Source organism: Marvinbryantia formatexigens DSM 14469 (assembly GCF_025148285.1).
Taxonomy (GTDB): domain Bacteria; phylum Bacillota; class Clostridia; order Lachnospirales; family Lachnospiraceae; genus Marvinbryantia; species Marvinbryantia formatexigens.
The window spans coordinates 832,628-847,685 of the sequence record NZ_CP102268.1 but is presented as its reverse complement, the minus strand read 5'-3'; the positions used below and the strand labels follow the sequence as shown (position 1 = coordinate 847,685).

At 52.4% G+C, this 15,058-nt stretch carries 13 protein-coding genes; all 13 read left to right on the top strand.

Annotated features, from left to right (window positions below):
* Nucleotides 1-35: 35 nt before the first annotated feature.
* Nucleotides 36-2,096, top strand: a complete 2,061-nt coding sequence (locus NQ534_RS04295) for a DUF4118 domain-containing protein (protein ID WP_006860950.1) — start codon at nt 36-38, stop codon at nt 2,094-2,096.
* Between the two features lie 105 nt (nt 2,097-2,201).
* On the top strand, nt 2,202-3,536 hold the full coding sequence (locus NQ534_RS04290; protein WP_006860951.1) for a TrkH family potassium uptake protein: 1,335 nt from the start codon (nt 2,202-2,204) through the stop codon (nt 3,534-3,536).
* 16 nt (nt 3,537-3,552) lie between these two features.
* Complete coding sequence (locus NQ534_RS04285) at nt 3,553-4,200, top strand: potassium channel family protein (protein ID WP_006860952.1); 648 nt, start codon at nt 3,553-3,555, stop codon at nt 4,198-4,200.
* 357 nt (nt 4,201-4,557) lie between these two features.
* On the top strand, nt 4,558-4,683 hold the full coding sequence (locus tag NQ534_RS04280; protein ID WP_006860954.1) for a hypothetical protein: 126 nt from the start codon (nt 4,558-4,560) through the stop codon (nt 4,681-4,683).
* 61 nt (nt 4,684-4,744) lie between these two features.
* A complete protein-coding gene (locus NQ534_RS04275) occupies nt 4,745-7,432 on the top strand; it encodes an ATP-binding protein (RefSeq protein ID WP_006860955.1) in 2,688 nt (895 codons plus the stop codon).
* Nucleotides 7,425-8,126, top strand: coding sequence for a response regulator (locus NQ534_RS04270; RefSeq protein WP_006860956.1), 702 nt, complete (start codon nt 7,425-7,427; stop codon nt 8,124-8,126). Before NQ534_RS04275 ends, NQ534_RS04270 begins: the two co-directional genes overlap by 8 nt.
* A 163-nt stretch (nt 8,127-8,289) precedes the next feature.
* Nucleotides 8,290-8,868 carry a hypothetical protein gene (locus NQ534_RS04265; protein WP_006860957.1) on the top strand — a complete coding sequence of 193 codons (579 nt, stop codon included), beginning with the start codon at nt 8,290-8,292 and terminating at the stop codon, nt 8,866-8,868.
* A gap of 82 nt (nt 8,869-8,950) precedes the next feature.
* Entirely contained in the window at nt 8,951-9,745 is a 795-nt protein-coding gene (locus tag NQ534_RS04260) for a sulfite exporter TauE/SafE family protein (RefSeq protein ID WP_006860958.1), read from the top strand.
* Between the two features lie 196 nt (nt 9,746-9,941).
* Entirely contained in the window at nt 9,942-12,059 is a 2,118-nt protein-coding gene (gene ppk1, locus NQ534_RS04255; RefSeq protein WP_006860959.1) for a polyphosphate kinase 1, read from the top strand.
* Nucleotides 12,056-12,922 (top strand): magnesium transporter CorA family protein, encoded by an 867-nt coding sequence (locus NQ534_RS04250; RefSeq protein ID WP_006860960.1) that lies wholly within the window; start codon nt 12,056-12,058, stop codon nt 12,920-12,922. The genes ppk1 and NQ534_RS04250 overlap by 4 nt, the downstream gene beginning before the upstream one ends.
* 95 nt (nt 12,923-13,017) lie before the next feature.
* Nucleotides 13,018-13,275, top strand: a complete 258-nt coding sequence (locus NQ534_RS04245; protein ID WP_040782269.1) for an AbrB/MazE/SpoVT family DNA-binding domain-containing protein — start codon at nt 13,018-13,020, stop codon at nt 13,273-13,275.
* 1 nt (nt 13,276) lies between these two features.
* On the top strand, nt 13,277-13,675 hold the full coding sequence (locus NQ534_RS04240) for a putative toxin-antitoxin system toxin component, PIN family (RefSeq protein WP_006860962.1): 399 nt from the start codon (nt 13,277-13,279) through the stop codon (nt 13,673-13,675).
* 233 nt (nt 13,676-13,908) lie between these two features.
* The gene (locus NQ534_RS04235; protein WP_006860964.1) at nt 13,909-14,751 is read left to right on the top strand and encodes a tyrosine-type recombinase/integrase; all 843 of its coding nucleotides are present in this window, start codon (nt 13,909-13,911) and stop codon (nt 14,749-14,751) included.
* Nucleotides 14,752-15,058: the final 307 nt, after the last annotated feature.

Here is a 15,058-nt window from a genome sequence, read left to right as displayed (position 1 = left end):
ACGGCGGGTCAAAGAGCAGGAGAGGGGGAAGAACAATGGGAGAAGGTGAAAGACCGGGACCGGAGCAGCTTCTGGCAAGAATTCAGGCGGAGGATGAGCGCGCCCGGAAAAAGGAGCGCGGAAAGCTGAAGATTTTTCTGGGCTTTGCCGCGGGGACGGGAAAGACCTATGCAATGCTGGAAGCGGCGCAGAATCTGAAAAAGCACAGAGTGGATGTGGTCGCCGGTTATGTGGAGCCGCACGCGCGTCCGGAGACGACGGCTCTGATGAAGGACCTGGAGACACTGCCGTATCTGATGGTGGAATATAAAGGAATCCATGTCCGCGAGTTCGACCTTGACGCTGCTCTGAAGCGCCGCCCGCGGGTGCTGCTGGTGGATGAGCTGGCGCACACCAACGCGCCCGGCTGCCGCCATCAGAAACGCTACCAGGACATAGAGGAGCTGCTGGAGCATGGAGTAAATGTATATACGACCGTGAATATCCAGCATCTGGAAAGCCTCAATGATATCGTGGAGGGCATTACCGGCATCGCGGTAAAGGAGCGGATCCCGGATAGCATTTTCGATGAGGCGGACCAGGTGAAGCTGGTGGATATCGAGGCACAGGAGCTGATTGAGCGCATGGAGGAGGGGAAGATTTATCCCCGGAAGCAGGCGCAGAGAGCTCTGCAGAATTTCTTTACAAAGGATAAGCTGGTCGCGCTGCGCGAGATTGCGCTGCGGAGGATGGCGGGCCGCGTAAATTATCTGGCGGAGGAAGAAAAAAAGGCGATGGGAACAGGCGAGCTCTCTGCCGGAGAGCATGTTCTGACCTGCATTTCCCCGTCGCCAACCAACGCCAAAGTCATCCGGACGGCGGCGAGGCTGGCTTATGCGTTTCACGCGGATTTCACGGCGCTCTATGTGGAAAACCGCAGCCTGCAGGATATGGATGAAAAATCGAAAAAACGCCGGGACGAGAATATCCGCCTTGCCCGGACGCTGGGCGCCAAAATCGTGACGGTGTATGGCGAGGATATCGCCCGGCAGATTGCGGAGTACGCAAAGGCGGGCAATGTGACAAAGCTGGTGATGGGAAGAACAAATCACCGGCTTTTTCTGGGACAGAAGCGGGGAACGATGGTGGACAGCATCAACGAGTACGCCCCGAATCTGGATGTGTATATCATTCCCGATTTGAAAAAGGAGCGGGAGCAGCAGGCGTACCGGCCTGCCCGAAGCGCCGCCGCAAAATCACTGGGAAGCATCAGCGGTACGGATATGGCGGTGATGCTGCTGATGATGGCGGCTGCCACACTGGCGGGTCTGCTCATGCGCAGGCTGCAGCTTACCGAGGCGAATATTATTATGGGTTACCTGCTCGGCGTGATGGCGACGGCGGTACTGACGAAAGGCTATATCTGCTCTGTGCTCGCCTCCGTCTGCAGCGTGCTGCTTTTTAATTATTTCTTTACGCAGCCGTTGCATACGCTGAAGGCGTACGGGCATAATTATCCGGTAACCTTTGCCATGATGCTTCTGGTCAGTGTCCTCTGCTCCTATATGATGACGAAGGTGCAGAGACAGAGCGAGGAAAATGCCAAGCGGGCATACCGGACGGAAATCCTGCTGACGAACAGCCGCAGGCTGAGGCGGGCGTACACGGCAGAAGCGGTGGGAAGCGAGATAGCGTCCCAGATTCAGAGGCTGATGAATTTTTCCGTGATCATCTATCTAAAAAGAGAGGACTATATCCGGCAGCCGGTGGTGTATCTGCGCAGAGGCATGCAGGAAGCGCGGCAGGATGAGCTGAGACTGGCGTACACCTCGGAGACGGAACAGGCGGTAGCCGCCTGGGTATTTGGAAACGGGCGCCGGGCGGGCTGCACCACGCACACACTGCCGGATGCCCTGGCGATATATCTTCCCGTGATGGAGGGAGAAAATGTCCTGGCGGTCGTCGGAATGGTGCTGGAGGAAAGACGGGAAATCGGTTCCTTTGAGTACGACATCATTATGGCGATGCTGGATGAGGCGGCGCTGGTGCTGGAGCGTATCCGGCGCATCGATGAGCTGAAGAGAGATTTGTGGTCACAGGAGGGGACGGGGGAATAAAAATCTTTATACAGTATTAATACAGACATAAAGATTCTTTTACACTCTTTATTTTGCTTGACGTATATTAAGACGTAATAAAGGAGTGTAAAGGAGCCTTTCGTGATGAACAGGATTTTGCATAAAAAAAGAAAATTATCGTCCTTTCAGATTATTATACTCGGCTTTTCCGGCGTTATTCTGCTGGGAACGGCGCTTCTGATGCTCCCCGTCTCCAGCAGCCGGGGCGAGATGACGCCCTTCTGGGAGGCGCTGTTTACCTCCACCTCGGCTGTCTGCGTGACCGGACTTGTGATTCATGATACGGCTACCTACTGGTCCGGCTTCGGGCAGGCGGTCCTGCTGGTTCTGATACAGGTGGGCGGCATGGGCGTTATCACGATAGCGGCGCTGTTTTCCATTCTTTCCGGACGGAAAATATCGCTGATGCAGCGCAGCACCATGCAGGAGGCGATTTCGGCGCCGAAGGTGGGCGGTATTGTGCGGCTGACGGGATTTATTATAAAGACGGCGCTGCTGGTGGAATGCCTGGGAGCGGCGGTCCTGGCGCCGGTGTTTGTCCGGGATTTTGGAATCCGGGGGCTGTGGATGGCGCTGTTTCATTCGGTATCCGCATTCTGCAATGCCGGTTTCGACCTTATGGGGACGGTGGAGCGTTTCTCCTCCCTGACGGGCTATGCCGCGCAGCCGGTTGTGAATCTGGCGGTGATACTGCTGATTATAACAGGCGGTATCGGGTTCCTCACCTGGGAGGATATCCGGACACGGCGGTGGCATCTGTCGAAATACCGGATGCAGAGCAAGGTGATACTGATAACGACGGCGGTTCTGATTCTCCTTCCCGCGCTGTATTTTTACTTTTTTGAATTTGGTCATATGGGAGCGGGCAGACGTCTGCTTGCTTCGCTCTTTCAGGCGGTTACGCCGAGAACGGCGGGCTTTAACACGGCTGACCTGACGCAGATGAGCGAGGCGGGGCTGTCGGTTATCATCGTGCTGATGCTGATTGGCGGCTCGCCGGGCTCCACCGCAGGGGGCATGAAGACGACCACGGTCGCGGTGCTTATTGCCGCGTCGATTTCCACCTTTTCCAGAAAAGAGGACACGCATCTGTTCGGACGCCGCGTGGACCAGGAGGTGGTGAAAAATGCGGCGACGATTCTGCTGATGTACGCCGGGCTGTTTTTTGCCGGCGGGCTGGTCATCAGCATTGCGGAGGGACTTCCTATGCTGGAATGCCTGTTTGAGTCGGCTTCGGCAATCGGAACGGTCGGGCTTTCCCTGGGGCTTACGCCGGAGCTTGGCGCGCTGTCACGGGGTATATTGATTCTTCTGATGTTTTTCGGACGGGTGGGCGGTCTGACGCTGGTGTTCGCCGCCATGTCCGTGACACATACAAATGTATCAAAATTACCGCGGGAAAAAATTACGGTAGGATAACAGGAGGGAAGGTACTATGAAATCAATTCTTCTGATAGGACTTGGACGGTTTGGAAGACACATCGCTATGGAATTAAATGAGCTGGGACATCAGGTGATGGCGGTCGACCATGTGGAGGAACGTGTGGAAGCGGCGCTGCCCTTTGTGACAAACGCACAGATAGGGGACAGCACCAACGCCGATTTTCTGGAATCGCTGGGAATCGGCAATTATGACGTGTGCATTGTGGCGATTGGAAACGATTTTCAGAGCTCGCTGGAGACGACTTCACTTTTAAAGGAGCTGGGGGCGTCCCTGGTGGTGTCGAGGGCAGCCAGGGATGTGCAGGCAAAATTTCTGCTGCGCAACGGGGCGGACGAGGTGGTGTACCCCGAAAAACAGCTTGCAAGATGGACAGCCATCCGCTACAGCGCGGACAATATCCTCGATTACATAGAGCTGGACGCGGAGCACGCCATGTTTGAGATACCGGTTCCGACGGCGTGGGCGGGCCGCTCTGTGGGACAGATAGATATCCGGAAAAAGTATCATATTAATATCATGGGAATCAAAAAAGACGGCAATCTGAATCTGCCGGTCTCCCCGGATACCGTGCTGGAAAAAGGAGAAACGATGCTGGTGCTCGGACGGAACCGGGATTTGCATAAATACTTTCATATATAAGATGCCAGGGTTCAAAGGTCTGAATCCACGCTGTGCCTGCACAGAAGTGGATGAAAGACCTTGGGACCCGCCCCGATATGAGCATAAAAGTGGGATGGATATCCCACGATATGCGAATAGCGGGCAGGATTTTGGGTTGCCGAGTGCCAGTGGCACTCGTTTGGCAACGACCGGAGTGAAACGGAGACGCGCAGCGCGGAAAAATCCGCAGGCATCTTACAGGAAAGGTATCGTTTACAAGGAAGGTCTGAATCCACGCTGTGCTTGCACAGAAGTGGATGAAAGACCTTGGGACCCGCCCCGATATGAGCATAAAAGTGGGATGTACATGGAAATACCCGGAAAGAAGGGAAGCGTATGAGGGAGATATTATTGCTGGCGGTTGTGGCGGCGGCATTTGTCATCGGACGGCTGGGTGTTGAGGTGGCGTTCCCGGACCGCCGGAGGAAGGAACGCCGCAAATTCCGCAGTGGCAGGAAATGAGCGTGCGTGTTATTATGGTAGAAAAAGGGTATACTTTTTTTGACTGACAGGAGGAGAGCCTATGGAAATGTCAGAACAGCAGCCGGAGCTGCTTTTGCGGGCAGGCGCGGGCGGCATGTCCGGTGAGCGCCGCGGAAAACTGAAGATATTCTTTGGCTATGCCGTCGGCGTGGGAAAAACCAGCGCCATGCTGTGGGCGGCACAGCAGGCGAAGGCGCGCGGGGCGGATGTAGTGGCGGGCTATATCGGACCTTCCGGACCGGAGGCGGATAAAAGAGCCGGAGAGCTGGAGCGGCTTCCTGCGGGAAAAGCGCAGCAGAGGGGCAGCGCGGGCGGCGAATTTGATATCGACGCGGCTCTTAAAAGAAAGCCGGATCTGATTCTGATTGACGAGCTGGCGCATACCAACGCGCCGGGCAGCCGCCATATGAAGCGCTATCAGGATGTGCAGGAGCTGCTGAAGGCGGGAATTAATGTATATACGACCGTAAATGTCCAGGACATTGAAAGCCTGAACGATACGGTGGCGTCAATTACCGGGATGCCGGTGCGGGAGCGCATTCCGGATTCCGTGTTCGACCAGGCGGACCAGGTGGAAATGGTGGACATTGAGCCGAAGGATCTGCTGGAGCGGATGGAGGAGGGCGGCGCAGACCGGGAAAAACAGGGAAGAAGCGCAGCGGCGGAGTATTTTACGGTTGAAAAGCTGACCGCGCTGCGGGAAATTGCCCTGCGGCGCTGCGCGGACCGGGTAAAGTTGATTACGGAGGCGGATTCCGCTCCCGGCAGCTATTATACGGACGAGCATATTCTGGTGTGCGTATCTTCTTCCCCGTCAAACGCGAAAATTATCCGGGCGGCGGCAAGAATGGCGAAGGCTTTCCGGGGAAGATTTACGGCGCTGTTCGTGCAGACCGCGGACGCGGCGGCAATGAGCGGAGAGGACGGGAAGCGGCTGCGGGAGAATATGCGGCTGGCAGAGCAGCTCGGAGCCGCGGTGGAGACAGGCTATGGGGAGGATGTTCCCTATCAGATTGCGGAGTTTGCGCGGCTTTCCGGCGTTTCCAAAATCGTGGTCGGACGCAGCAGCGCCGCCAGAAAAAGCATGTTCAGCAAGCCCTCGCTGACGGACAGGCTGATTGCGGCGGCGCCGAATATGGACATTTACGTTATTCCGGACGCCGCTTCCGGCAGCGGAGGCAGGGAGCGGAAAAGACAGTGGCTGCAGGCGTCCGCGATGCCGGTGAGGGACATTGGAAAAACCATCGTTGTGCTGCTGGCGGCAACACTGGTAAGCTATCTGTTTTATGAGCTTGGCTTTACAGAGGCGAACATCATCAGCGTATACATTTTCGGGGTGCTGGTGGTCTCCGTGATAACAACGAGCCGGTTCTGCAGCCTGATATCGTCGCTGGTGAGCGTGCTGGTGTTCAATTTTTTCTTTACGGTTCCGCGCTATACGTTCCGGTTTTACGATTCGGCGTATGTCGTCACCTTTCTGATTATGTTTATGATCGCGCTGCTGACCGGGTCGCTGGCGGCGAAGCTGAAGGAAAACGCCAGACAGTCCGCCAGAGCGGCGTTCCGCACCCGGATCCTGTTTGAGACAAACCAGCTTCTGCAGAAGGCGGAGGATGAGCAGGCGGTCATTAATGCGGCGGCGGGACAGATCATCCGGCTGCTGAACCGGGATATCGTGATTTATCTCCCTGAGGGGGACGGTCTGTCGAAGCCCAGCGTATACAGAACGGCGGACAGCAGCAGGGAAGAGCTGGATTCCGAAAAGGAGGAAGCGGCCGCCCTCTGGGTGTACCGCAACAATAAGCACGCGGGCGCCACGACGGATACGCTCTCCGACACCCGGTGCATGTATCTGGCAATCCGGATGAACCGGAAGGTGTACGGGGTGGTCGGCATTGCGATGGAAGGCATTCCTCTGGAGGCGTTTGAAAACAGCGTGCTGCTGTCGATACTGGGTGAATGCGCGCTCGCCATCGAAAATATCCGCAATGCCAGGGAGAAGGAGGAAGCAGCGATTATAGCGAAGAACGAGCAGCTCCGGGCAAATCTGCTGCGGACCATTTCGCACGATCTGCGCACGCCGCTGACCTCCATTTCCGGAAACGCCAGCAATCTGCTGTCGAATTACCGGAAACTGGACGACGGGGCGCGCGAGCGCATTTTTACAGATATTTACGAGGACTCCATGTGGCTGATTAATCTGGTGGAAAATCTTCTGGCGGTGACGCGGCTGGAGGACGGACAGGTAAGGCTGCATCAGTCCGTGGAGCTGATGGATGAGGTGGTGGCGGAGGCGCTGCGCCATACCAGCAGAAAGAGCAAATCACATACGATACGCGTCTCCAGCGCGCAGGAGCTGATTCTGGCGAAAATCGACGCCCGTCTGGTGGTCCAGGTGCTGATTAACCTGACGGATAACGCCATCAAGTATACGCAGGAGGGCTCCTGCATCGAAATCCATACGGAACAGAAGGACGGATGGGTCGTGGTGTCTGTCTCAGACAACGGTCCCGGCATCCCGGACGAGCAGAAGATGCATGTGTTCGACATGTTTTACAGTGGGGCAAATAAGCTTGCGGACAGCCGGAGAAGTCTCGGACTGGGGCTTTCGCTGTGCAGGTCGATTGTAAACGCCCACGGCGGAACGATTACGGTATCGGACAATCATCCGGAGGGAACGGTATTTACATTTACATTACCGGCAGGGGAGGTAGAACTGCATGAATAAGCCATTGATTTTAGTCGTAGAGGACGATGCGCCTGTGCGCAATTTAATTACCACAACACTGAAAACGAATGATTACCGCTATCTTGCGGCGGTAAACGGGGCGACGGCGATTCTGGAGGCGTCCTCCCATAATCCGGATATCATTCTGCTGGATCTGGGGCTGCCCGATATGGACGGCGTGGAGGTGATTGAAAATATCCGCTCCTGGTCGAATCTGCCGATTATTGTCATCAGCGCCAGAAGTGAGGACACCGATAAGATAAAGGCGCTGGATGCGGGAGCGGACGACTATCTGACAAAGCCGTTTTCCGTGGAGGAGCTGCTGGCGCGGCTGCGCGTGACGCAGCGCAGGCTTTCCTTTATGAGCGCGGAAATGCTTTCCGCCAGCTCGGTATTTGTCAACGGAAAGCTGAAGGTGGATTATGTGGGCGGGTGCGCTTATCTGGACGGACAGGAGCTGCATCTGACACCGATTGAGTATAAGCTTTTGTGTCTCCTGTCCAAAAACGTGGGGAAGGTGCTGACGCACACGTTTCTTACGCAGAATATCTGGGGGAGAAGCTGGGATAATGACGTGGCGTCCCTGCGCGTGTTTATGGCGACGCTACGCAAAAAGCTGGAGCCGGACGCGGATTCCCCGCAGTATATCCAGACCCATATCGGTGTCGGCTACCGGATGCTGAAGGTGGAGTAAAGATGGCCTGCGCGCCTGCCGTTACTGCGAACGGAGTGAACAGCAACCGCCTGCCATTTGCGGAGCGGGTGCGAATATTTCTGCGCGCTTGCTATTTGCGGAAATCAATGTTACAATCAGAGTATCCGGAAGAATACGGAAAGAAAGCGGAGGAAAAGGTAACATGGGATTTCGACAAATTGCCGGAAAAGGGCTGTATTTTTTATTCATCGGACAGATTCTGGGTGTTGCCGGCACCCTTTTTTTGCTGATGCTTCCCACGCTTGGACTGCTGGGGATGCTTGCCGGCACGGTATGTTCTATTTATGGTTTATATACGCTTTCCAAAGCGGATGCCGATTACCAGAATGCGTTTCTGCTGACGCTTGCAAATTTTGCGGTTTCGCTGTTCAGTGTGGTGATTCTGAACAGTGAGGGCATCCTGGCGTTTCTGTGCAGCGTGGTTTCCATGCTGATTAATGCGGCGGTCATTTATTTTATCTGCAGCACGACCGGGAGACTGCTGCGCGGCATTGACGATTCGGTAGAGCGGCGCGGAGGTCTGATCTGGAGGGTGGTATGGCTGTGCACGATTGTGGAAATTGCCTGCGTACTGCTGTCCTATATCCCGATTATTAATATTGCGGCAATGGCGGTGCAGATGATCGCCACGCTGATCCAGTTGATTATCAATGTTTTATATCTGATGTTTCTGTGGCAGGGACAGAAGGCGCTGCGGCAGAGCGGAGGGAACGACTGGTAAATATCCGGTGGGAGGATATCCGGCGGAGAAATCAGGGTGGCGCCGGTGTCACACATAGGACAGTAGGGAGGAGACAAAAACAGTGGAAGCGTATTTATATGTGATTTTTCTGGCAGTCAGCTTTGGCGCATCGGTGGTGGGCGCCATCTGTGGAATCGGCGGGGGCGTACTGATAAAACCCCTCCTGGACGCGTTTGGCGTGCTGAGTGTTTCGAGCATCAGCTTTTTATCGGGATGTACGGTACTCTCGATGTCCTGCTATTCCGTTGTGAAAGCAAAATTAAGCGGAGACTCCCTTGTGGATATGAAGACCGGAACGCCGCTTGCTATCGGCGCGGCGCTGGGCGGTGTGGCAGGAAAAATGATGTTCCAGTACCTTACGGACATGTTCACGGACAAAGACCAGGTAGGAGCAATTCAGGCTATCTGCCTGCTGCTGATTACCTTTGGAACCATGCTTTACACCATCCGCAAGGATAAAATCAAAACGCATCATGTGAAAAACATCGCTGCCTGCATAGCCATCGGGCTGGTGCTTGGCATCTGCTCCTCATTTTTGGGAATCGGCGGCGGCCCAATCAATCTGGTGGTGCTGTTTTTCTTCTTCTCTATGGACACCAAAACAGCGGCGCAGAACTCTCTGTATATCATCCTGTTTTCCCAGATTACCAGCCTCATCAACACGCTGGTGACGCGCACCGTGCCGGAATTCAGCGTCATCCTGCTGGTTCTGATGGTGGCAGGCGGAATCCTGGGCGGCATGGCAGGCAGGGCAATCAATAAAAAAATAGACGGCAGCGTGGTGAACCGTCTGTTTATCGGACTGATGGGTGTGATAATGCTGATATGCGTCTACAATATCTATCAGTTTATGTAGTTATATAAAGCAGGAGCCAGAGATCGTCTCTGGCTCCTGTTCGTTCAGATGAAGGAGTAGGGCATATTTTGACATACCATCATTTTTTACACAGATTTAAGACAGAGTTCTCCTGGATTTGACATAAAATGAGTATGATTGCTTATAAGCAATCTGTTCTACAGCGGAAAAAGCTTATAAGGAGAGGAAAATTCAGATGAAGAAAACAGACAAAAAAACGGAAAAAGCGGCAAAAACGACAAACATACCATACATGATGAACCGGGAATTATCGTGGCTGAAATTCAATGAAAGAGTATTGAACGAAGCTGGAAATCCGGAGGTGCCGCTTGCGGAACGTCTGACCTTTGCAGCCATTTATCAGTCAAATCTGGATGAATTTTACGGGGTAAGAGTTGGCACGCTCATGGACCAGATGGAATCCTCGGAGGTTGTGCGGGAAAACAAGACCAATATGACCAGCGAGGAGCAGGTGAAGGCAATTTTGAAAGTCACCAGAGAGCTGGATCGCAAAAAAGCGGTGATTTACGAGCAGCTGATGGGAGAGCTGGAGCCAAAGGGTGTGCGTCTGATAAACTTTAATAAATTGTCGGCGGAGGAAGGCAGGCTTCTGGAAGCCTATTTTGACAATGAAATTGCGCCGTATCTGTCCGCGAATATCGTAAGCAAGCAGCAGCCGTTCCCCTTTTTAAAAAATAAAGATATTTATGCGGCGGCGCTGCTGGTAACGAAGGGAGGAAAGTCAAGAACGGCGATTATCCCCTGCAGCAACAACGTTTTTAAGCGTCTGATAGATATCCCGACCAGAAAAGGGACCTTTATGCTTTCGGAGGAGCTGATTCTTCATTTCCTGCCCAAGCTGTTTAAAAATTATGAAGTGAAAGAAAAATCCTTAATCCGCGTTACCAGAAATGCAGATATCGACACGGAGACCGTTTACGACGAGGATATGGAATACCGGAAGGCGATGGAAAACCTCATCAAGCAGAGAAAGCGGATGAATCCGGTGCGGATGGAGCTTTCCAGGGAGCTCAACAAAAAAATGATCAGCTCCTTATGCAGGGATATCCATGTGGACAAAGAGCACGTATTTTTATCGGAGGTTCCGCTGGATATGTCGTTTGTGTCGGCGATTCAGAGCTATCTGAGAAATACCGGGCAGGAGGATATCTTCTATCAGAGACGCACTCCGAGAATGACGCAGCAGCTGGATGATAAGGAGCCGCTGATTCCGCAGATTATGGAAAAGGATGTGCTGTTATCCTATCCGTTTGAAAGCATCAGACCGTTTATTAAGCTGCTTTATGAGGCGGCGAAGGATGAAACGGTGGTATCTGTAAAGATGACGTTATATCGTCTGGCGGACAAGAGCCAGGTTGTGGACGCGCTGGTGGAAGCTGCGGAAAACGGTAAAGAAGTGGTCGTTCTGGTGGAGCTCAGAGCGCGGTTTGACGAAGAGAGCAATATTGAATATTCCAGAAGACTGGAGGAGGCAGGATGCCGGGTGATTTACGGATTGAACGGCTACAAGGTGCACTCCAAGCTCTGCCTGATTTCCAGAAAAACAGAGGAGGGCGTATCCTACATCACGCAGGTGGGAACCGGAAACTACAACGAGAAAACATCGGCGCTGTATACGGACCTCTCGCTGATTACGGGAAATCAGGACATCGGAAAGGAATCCGCGGAGGTTTTCGCGGCTCTGCTGAGAGGAGAAACGGTGGAGGAGACCCGGCTTCTTCTGGTGGCGCCGAAGTGCCTGCAGAACCGGGTGCTCGATATGATAGAGGAAGAAATCGCGCATGTGAAAAACGGGGAGGACGGCAACATCGGAATAAAAATCAACTCTCTGACAGACAAGGTGATAATTGACAAATTGGTGGAGGCGTCCCAGGCGGGCGTAAAAATCGAAATGATAGTCAGAGGAATCTGCTGTCTGATACCAGGCGTGAAGGGCTACACGGAAAACATAAAGGTGGTAAGCATTGTGGGGCGCTATCTGGAGCATTCCAGAATTTACCGGTTCGGGACGAAGGAACGGGAAAAGGTGTATATTGCTTCCGCTGATTTTATGACGCGCAACACTGTCCGCAGAGTGGAGGTTGCCGCACCGGTGCTCGATGAGAAGCTGAAGGATTACCTCGGATGGATGTTTGAGACCATGATGCATGACGATGAAAAGGGAAAATGTCTCACATCAAAAGGAATCTATGTGAACCGGAACCTGGGCGATGTGAAGCTGGATTCCCAGGAGCTGTTTTATGCGATGGCTTACAGCAATGCGGAAAAGACGGAGAAGGAAATCAAAAAGTGATAGAAAAGGATGTGTCATTTGAGCCGGTCATTACGGATTCCGCAGGCGCGCCCAGGGAGCTGGAAAAAAGCGGGATTCTGTATGAGGGCGAGATAGATTTAAAGAAAATCGGTTTCTGTAAGCTGGAAGCGCAGCAGGATTGTCTGACGGGTTCTTTTTGCATTCCACGGTTTCTTGATGTGCAGGGAGCCAGATACTGCATCTTATTCTTTATCACGCGGGATAAAATCGTTCTGGTGGATGATGAGGGCTTTTCAGAGAGGATGACAGAAAGAATCCGTCATAGAAAAGGCAGTGAAAACATGACAAAGGAAATGTTTCTGTTTCATTTCATGGCGGAATTTCTGAACCGGGACCAGGAGCAACTCGCCTTGTATGAAAAGAGGCTGATGGAGTTGGAGGAGGCTGTCCAGCGGGACCGCGCGGACAACTTTCAGTCAAGTATTATGAAGCTGCGCCGCGAGCTTCTTATATTAAGAGGCTATTATGATGAAATCATGGATGTCGGAAAGGCGCTGGAGGAAAATGAAAACCGCTATTTTGCCAAAAAGCAGCTAAAATATTTTGGCACGATATCGGACCGGGCGGAGCGGCTGATGAATAAAACCTCTCATCTGCTGGAATACGCGGGACAGGTGAACGATGCCTATCAGTCAAAGGTGGACGCTAGGCAGAACAGCAACATGCAGTTTCTGACCGTTATTTCAACCGTTTTTTTCCCGCTTACTCTGATTACGGGCTGGTACGGAATGAACTTCCAGAACATGCCGGAGCTGGAAAACGGATATCATGGCGTCATTATATTAAGCGTCATAGTGGTAATAGCCTGCATTATTATTTTTAAGATAAAGAAGATTTTTTAATTTGTTGCATATAGTTTACTTTTGCGCCGGAATGGGATATACTATAGATAATCTCAAGTTTTCTTTAATTCTCAAGAATAGAAAGGATGATTTTTATGAATTTAGCGAAAATCTCTGCAAACGGTCAGATTACTGTTCCGGTGGAAATCAGGCGCCTGCTCGGCTTAAAATCCGGTGATAAAATTCTGTTCTTTCAGAAGCAGGACGGAGAAATCGTTGTAAGCAACGCTTCATCCCAGGCAATCCGCAAAGCGCAGTCTGCTTTCGCCGGTGCTGCCGAAGCGATGGGAGTTACCAGCGAAGATGATATCCAGGCACTTGTGGACGAAGTTCGTTACGGAAAGGAAAGGTAATATGCGGATATTGGTTGACACAAATATCCTGTTTTCTGCATTGGTTTTTCCACATTCAAAACCGGCGCGTGCGCTGCTGTATGCTGCGGAGAATCATGAGATTGTTTTGTGTGATCGTAACATTATGGAGCTGCGGGATATTTTGAAACGGAAAGCGCCGAAGTTCCTGCCGGATGCGGAAGTGCTGCTTGCTGAAATGTCTTATGAGCTGATTCCGGCGGTAGACCATGCGGAAAAACTGATACGCGACGCAAAAGATCAACCTATTTTAAATGCGGCGATTGTGTCCGATGTAGATATTATCCTGACAGGAGATAAAGACTTTTTAAGTCTGGAAATGGAGCATCCAAAATGTATGACGGTTGCACAGTTTTTTGAAAGTGAGGGCGCAGAGGAATAGCCTCTGTAGTGCCTGCGTTTTTTATTTGTTGCATATAGCCCGGAAGCATCCGGCGCGGGAGACATATCCTGCGCCGGATGCTTTTTTTGTGGAGCAGATTGTGTGATTTGTTACAGATTGTGCCGCGGTCAGACGGATATGACTTGCAAAGTTTTTTTCATCTGGGGCATACTATGAGGAACACCGGCGGTCAGTGCGCCGGAAAGCTTCAGAAGAAAAGAGAGGGATAGCATATGGCACATTTACTGGAAAAGAACATGTTGCAGGAATTCCGGAACCAGTTGAAGGCGGAGGAAAAGGCGCAGGCAACGATTGAAAAATATATGCGGGATGTCAGCGCATTTTTTGCGTATGCAAAGGAGGGGAGCGAAATCGACAAGTATACCGTGATTGCATACAAGGAATACTTGACGGGGCATTATGCGGCGGCGAGTGTGAATTCCATGCTGGCGGCTGTAAATTCATTTTTAAAAGCGATGGGATGGCACGAATGCACGGTAAAGGCACTGAAAATCCAGAAGGAAGCCTTCCGTGCGCGGGAGCGGGACTTAACAAAGGGGGAGTATTTCCGGCTTCTGGATGCGGCGAAGAAAAAGAAGAACCTGCGGCTGTACTGGATCATGCAGGTGCTCTGTGCGACGGGCATCCGGGTGAGCGAGCTGCGCTATATTACGGTGGATGCCTTGCAGACAGGGTGCGCGACGGTAAGCTCCAAGGGAAAGCAGCGGACTGTGCTGCTGCCGGCGCCGCTGTGCAGGAAGCTGAGAAAATACATTGTCTGTCAGAAAATAACCGGGAACAGCATTTTTGTCACCAGAAGCGGAAAACCGGTCGACCGCAGCAATATCTGCCATGACATGAAAGCGCTCTGCGGCGAAGCGGGAATCTGCCGGGAAAAAGTATTTCCGCACAATCTCCGTCACCTGTTTGCCGTCACATATTATAAGATGAAAAAGGATTTATCCCATCTGGCGGACCTGCTGGGGCACGCCAGTATAAACACCACACGGATTTACACGCTGGCCAGCAGCGAGGAGCAGAAACGCCAGATTGAATATCTGGGGCTTGTGGTCTGAGCAGGGAAAGATGACGGAGGACACTCCGGAGGCGGGGCGGATGATGAGAGACTTGGGAGCGGGGAGACGTACAGCTTCAGCCGCATTTTCGCCAGTGCCGGAGAACATAAAAAAACCGCATAATGTTTGTTATGCGGTAAAAGAGCAGTCATTACATATGTATCTATCCATTAACAGTTACTATTCTAGCATCATAGTAATGAAAATTCAATACTAAATTTCCACAAAAAACAGACCGACAGGAAAAATTTTTCTTCGGCCTTGTTCCAGTCTGCCTCTGAATGGCATTTTTTCAATTTCCATACGA

Coding starts and splice junctions, on each gene's coding strand:
- NQ534_RS04295 (WP_006860950.1), top strand. CDS start 36: ATGGGAGAAGGTGAAAGACCGGGACCGGAGCAGCTTCTGGCAAGAATT.
- NQ534_RS04290 (WP_006860951.1), top strand. CDS start 2,202: ATGAACAGGATTTTGCATAAAAAAAGAAAATTATCGTCCTTTCAGATT.
- NQ534_RS04285 (WP_006860952.1), top strand. CDS start 3,553: ATGAAATCAATTCTTCTGATAGGACTTGGACGGTTTGGAAGACACATC.
- NQ534_RS04280 (WP_006860954.1), top strand. CDS start 4,558: ATGAGGGAGATATTATTGCTGGCGGTTGTGGCGGCGGCATTTGTCATC.
- NQ534_RS04275 (WP_006860955.1), top strand. CDS start 4,745: ATGGAAATGTCAGAACAGCAGCCGGAGCTGCTTTTGCGGGCAGGCGCG.
- NQ534_RS04270 (WP_006860956.1), top strand. CDS start 7,425: ATGAATAAGCCATTGATTTTAGTCGTAGAGGACGATGCGCCTGTGCGC.
- NQ534_RS04265 (WP_006860957.1), top strand. CDS start 8,290: ATGGGATTTCGACAAATTGCCGGAAAAGGGCTGTATTTTTTATTCATC.
- ppk1 (WP_006860959.1), top strand. CDS start 9,942: ATGAAGAAAACAGACAAAAAAACGGAAAAAGCGGCAAAAACGACAAAC.
- NQ534_RS04245 (WP_040782269.1), top strand. CDS start 13,018: ATGAATTTAGCGAAAATCTCTGCAAACGGTCAGATTACTGTTCCGGTG.
- NQ534_RS04240 (WP_006860962.1), top strand. CDS start 13,277: ATGCGGATATTGGTTGACACAAATATCCTGTTTTCTGCATTGGTTTTT.
- NQ534_RS04235 (WP_006860964.1), top strand. CDS start 13,909: ATGGCACATTTACTGGAAAAGAACATGTTGCAGGAATTCCGGAACCAG.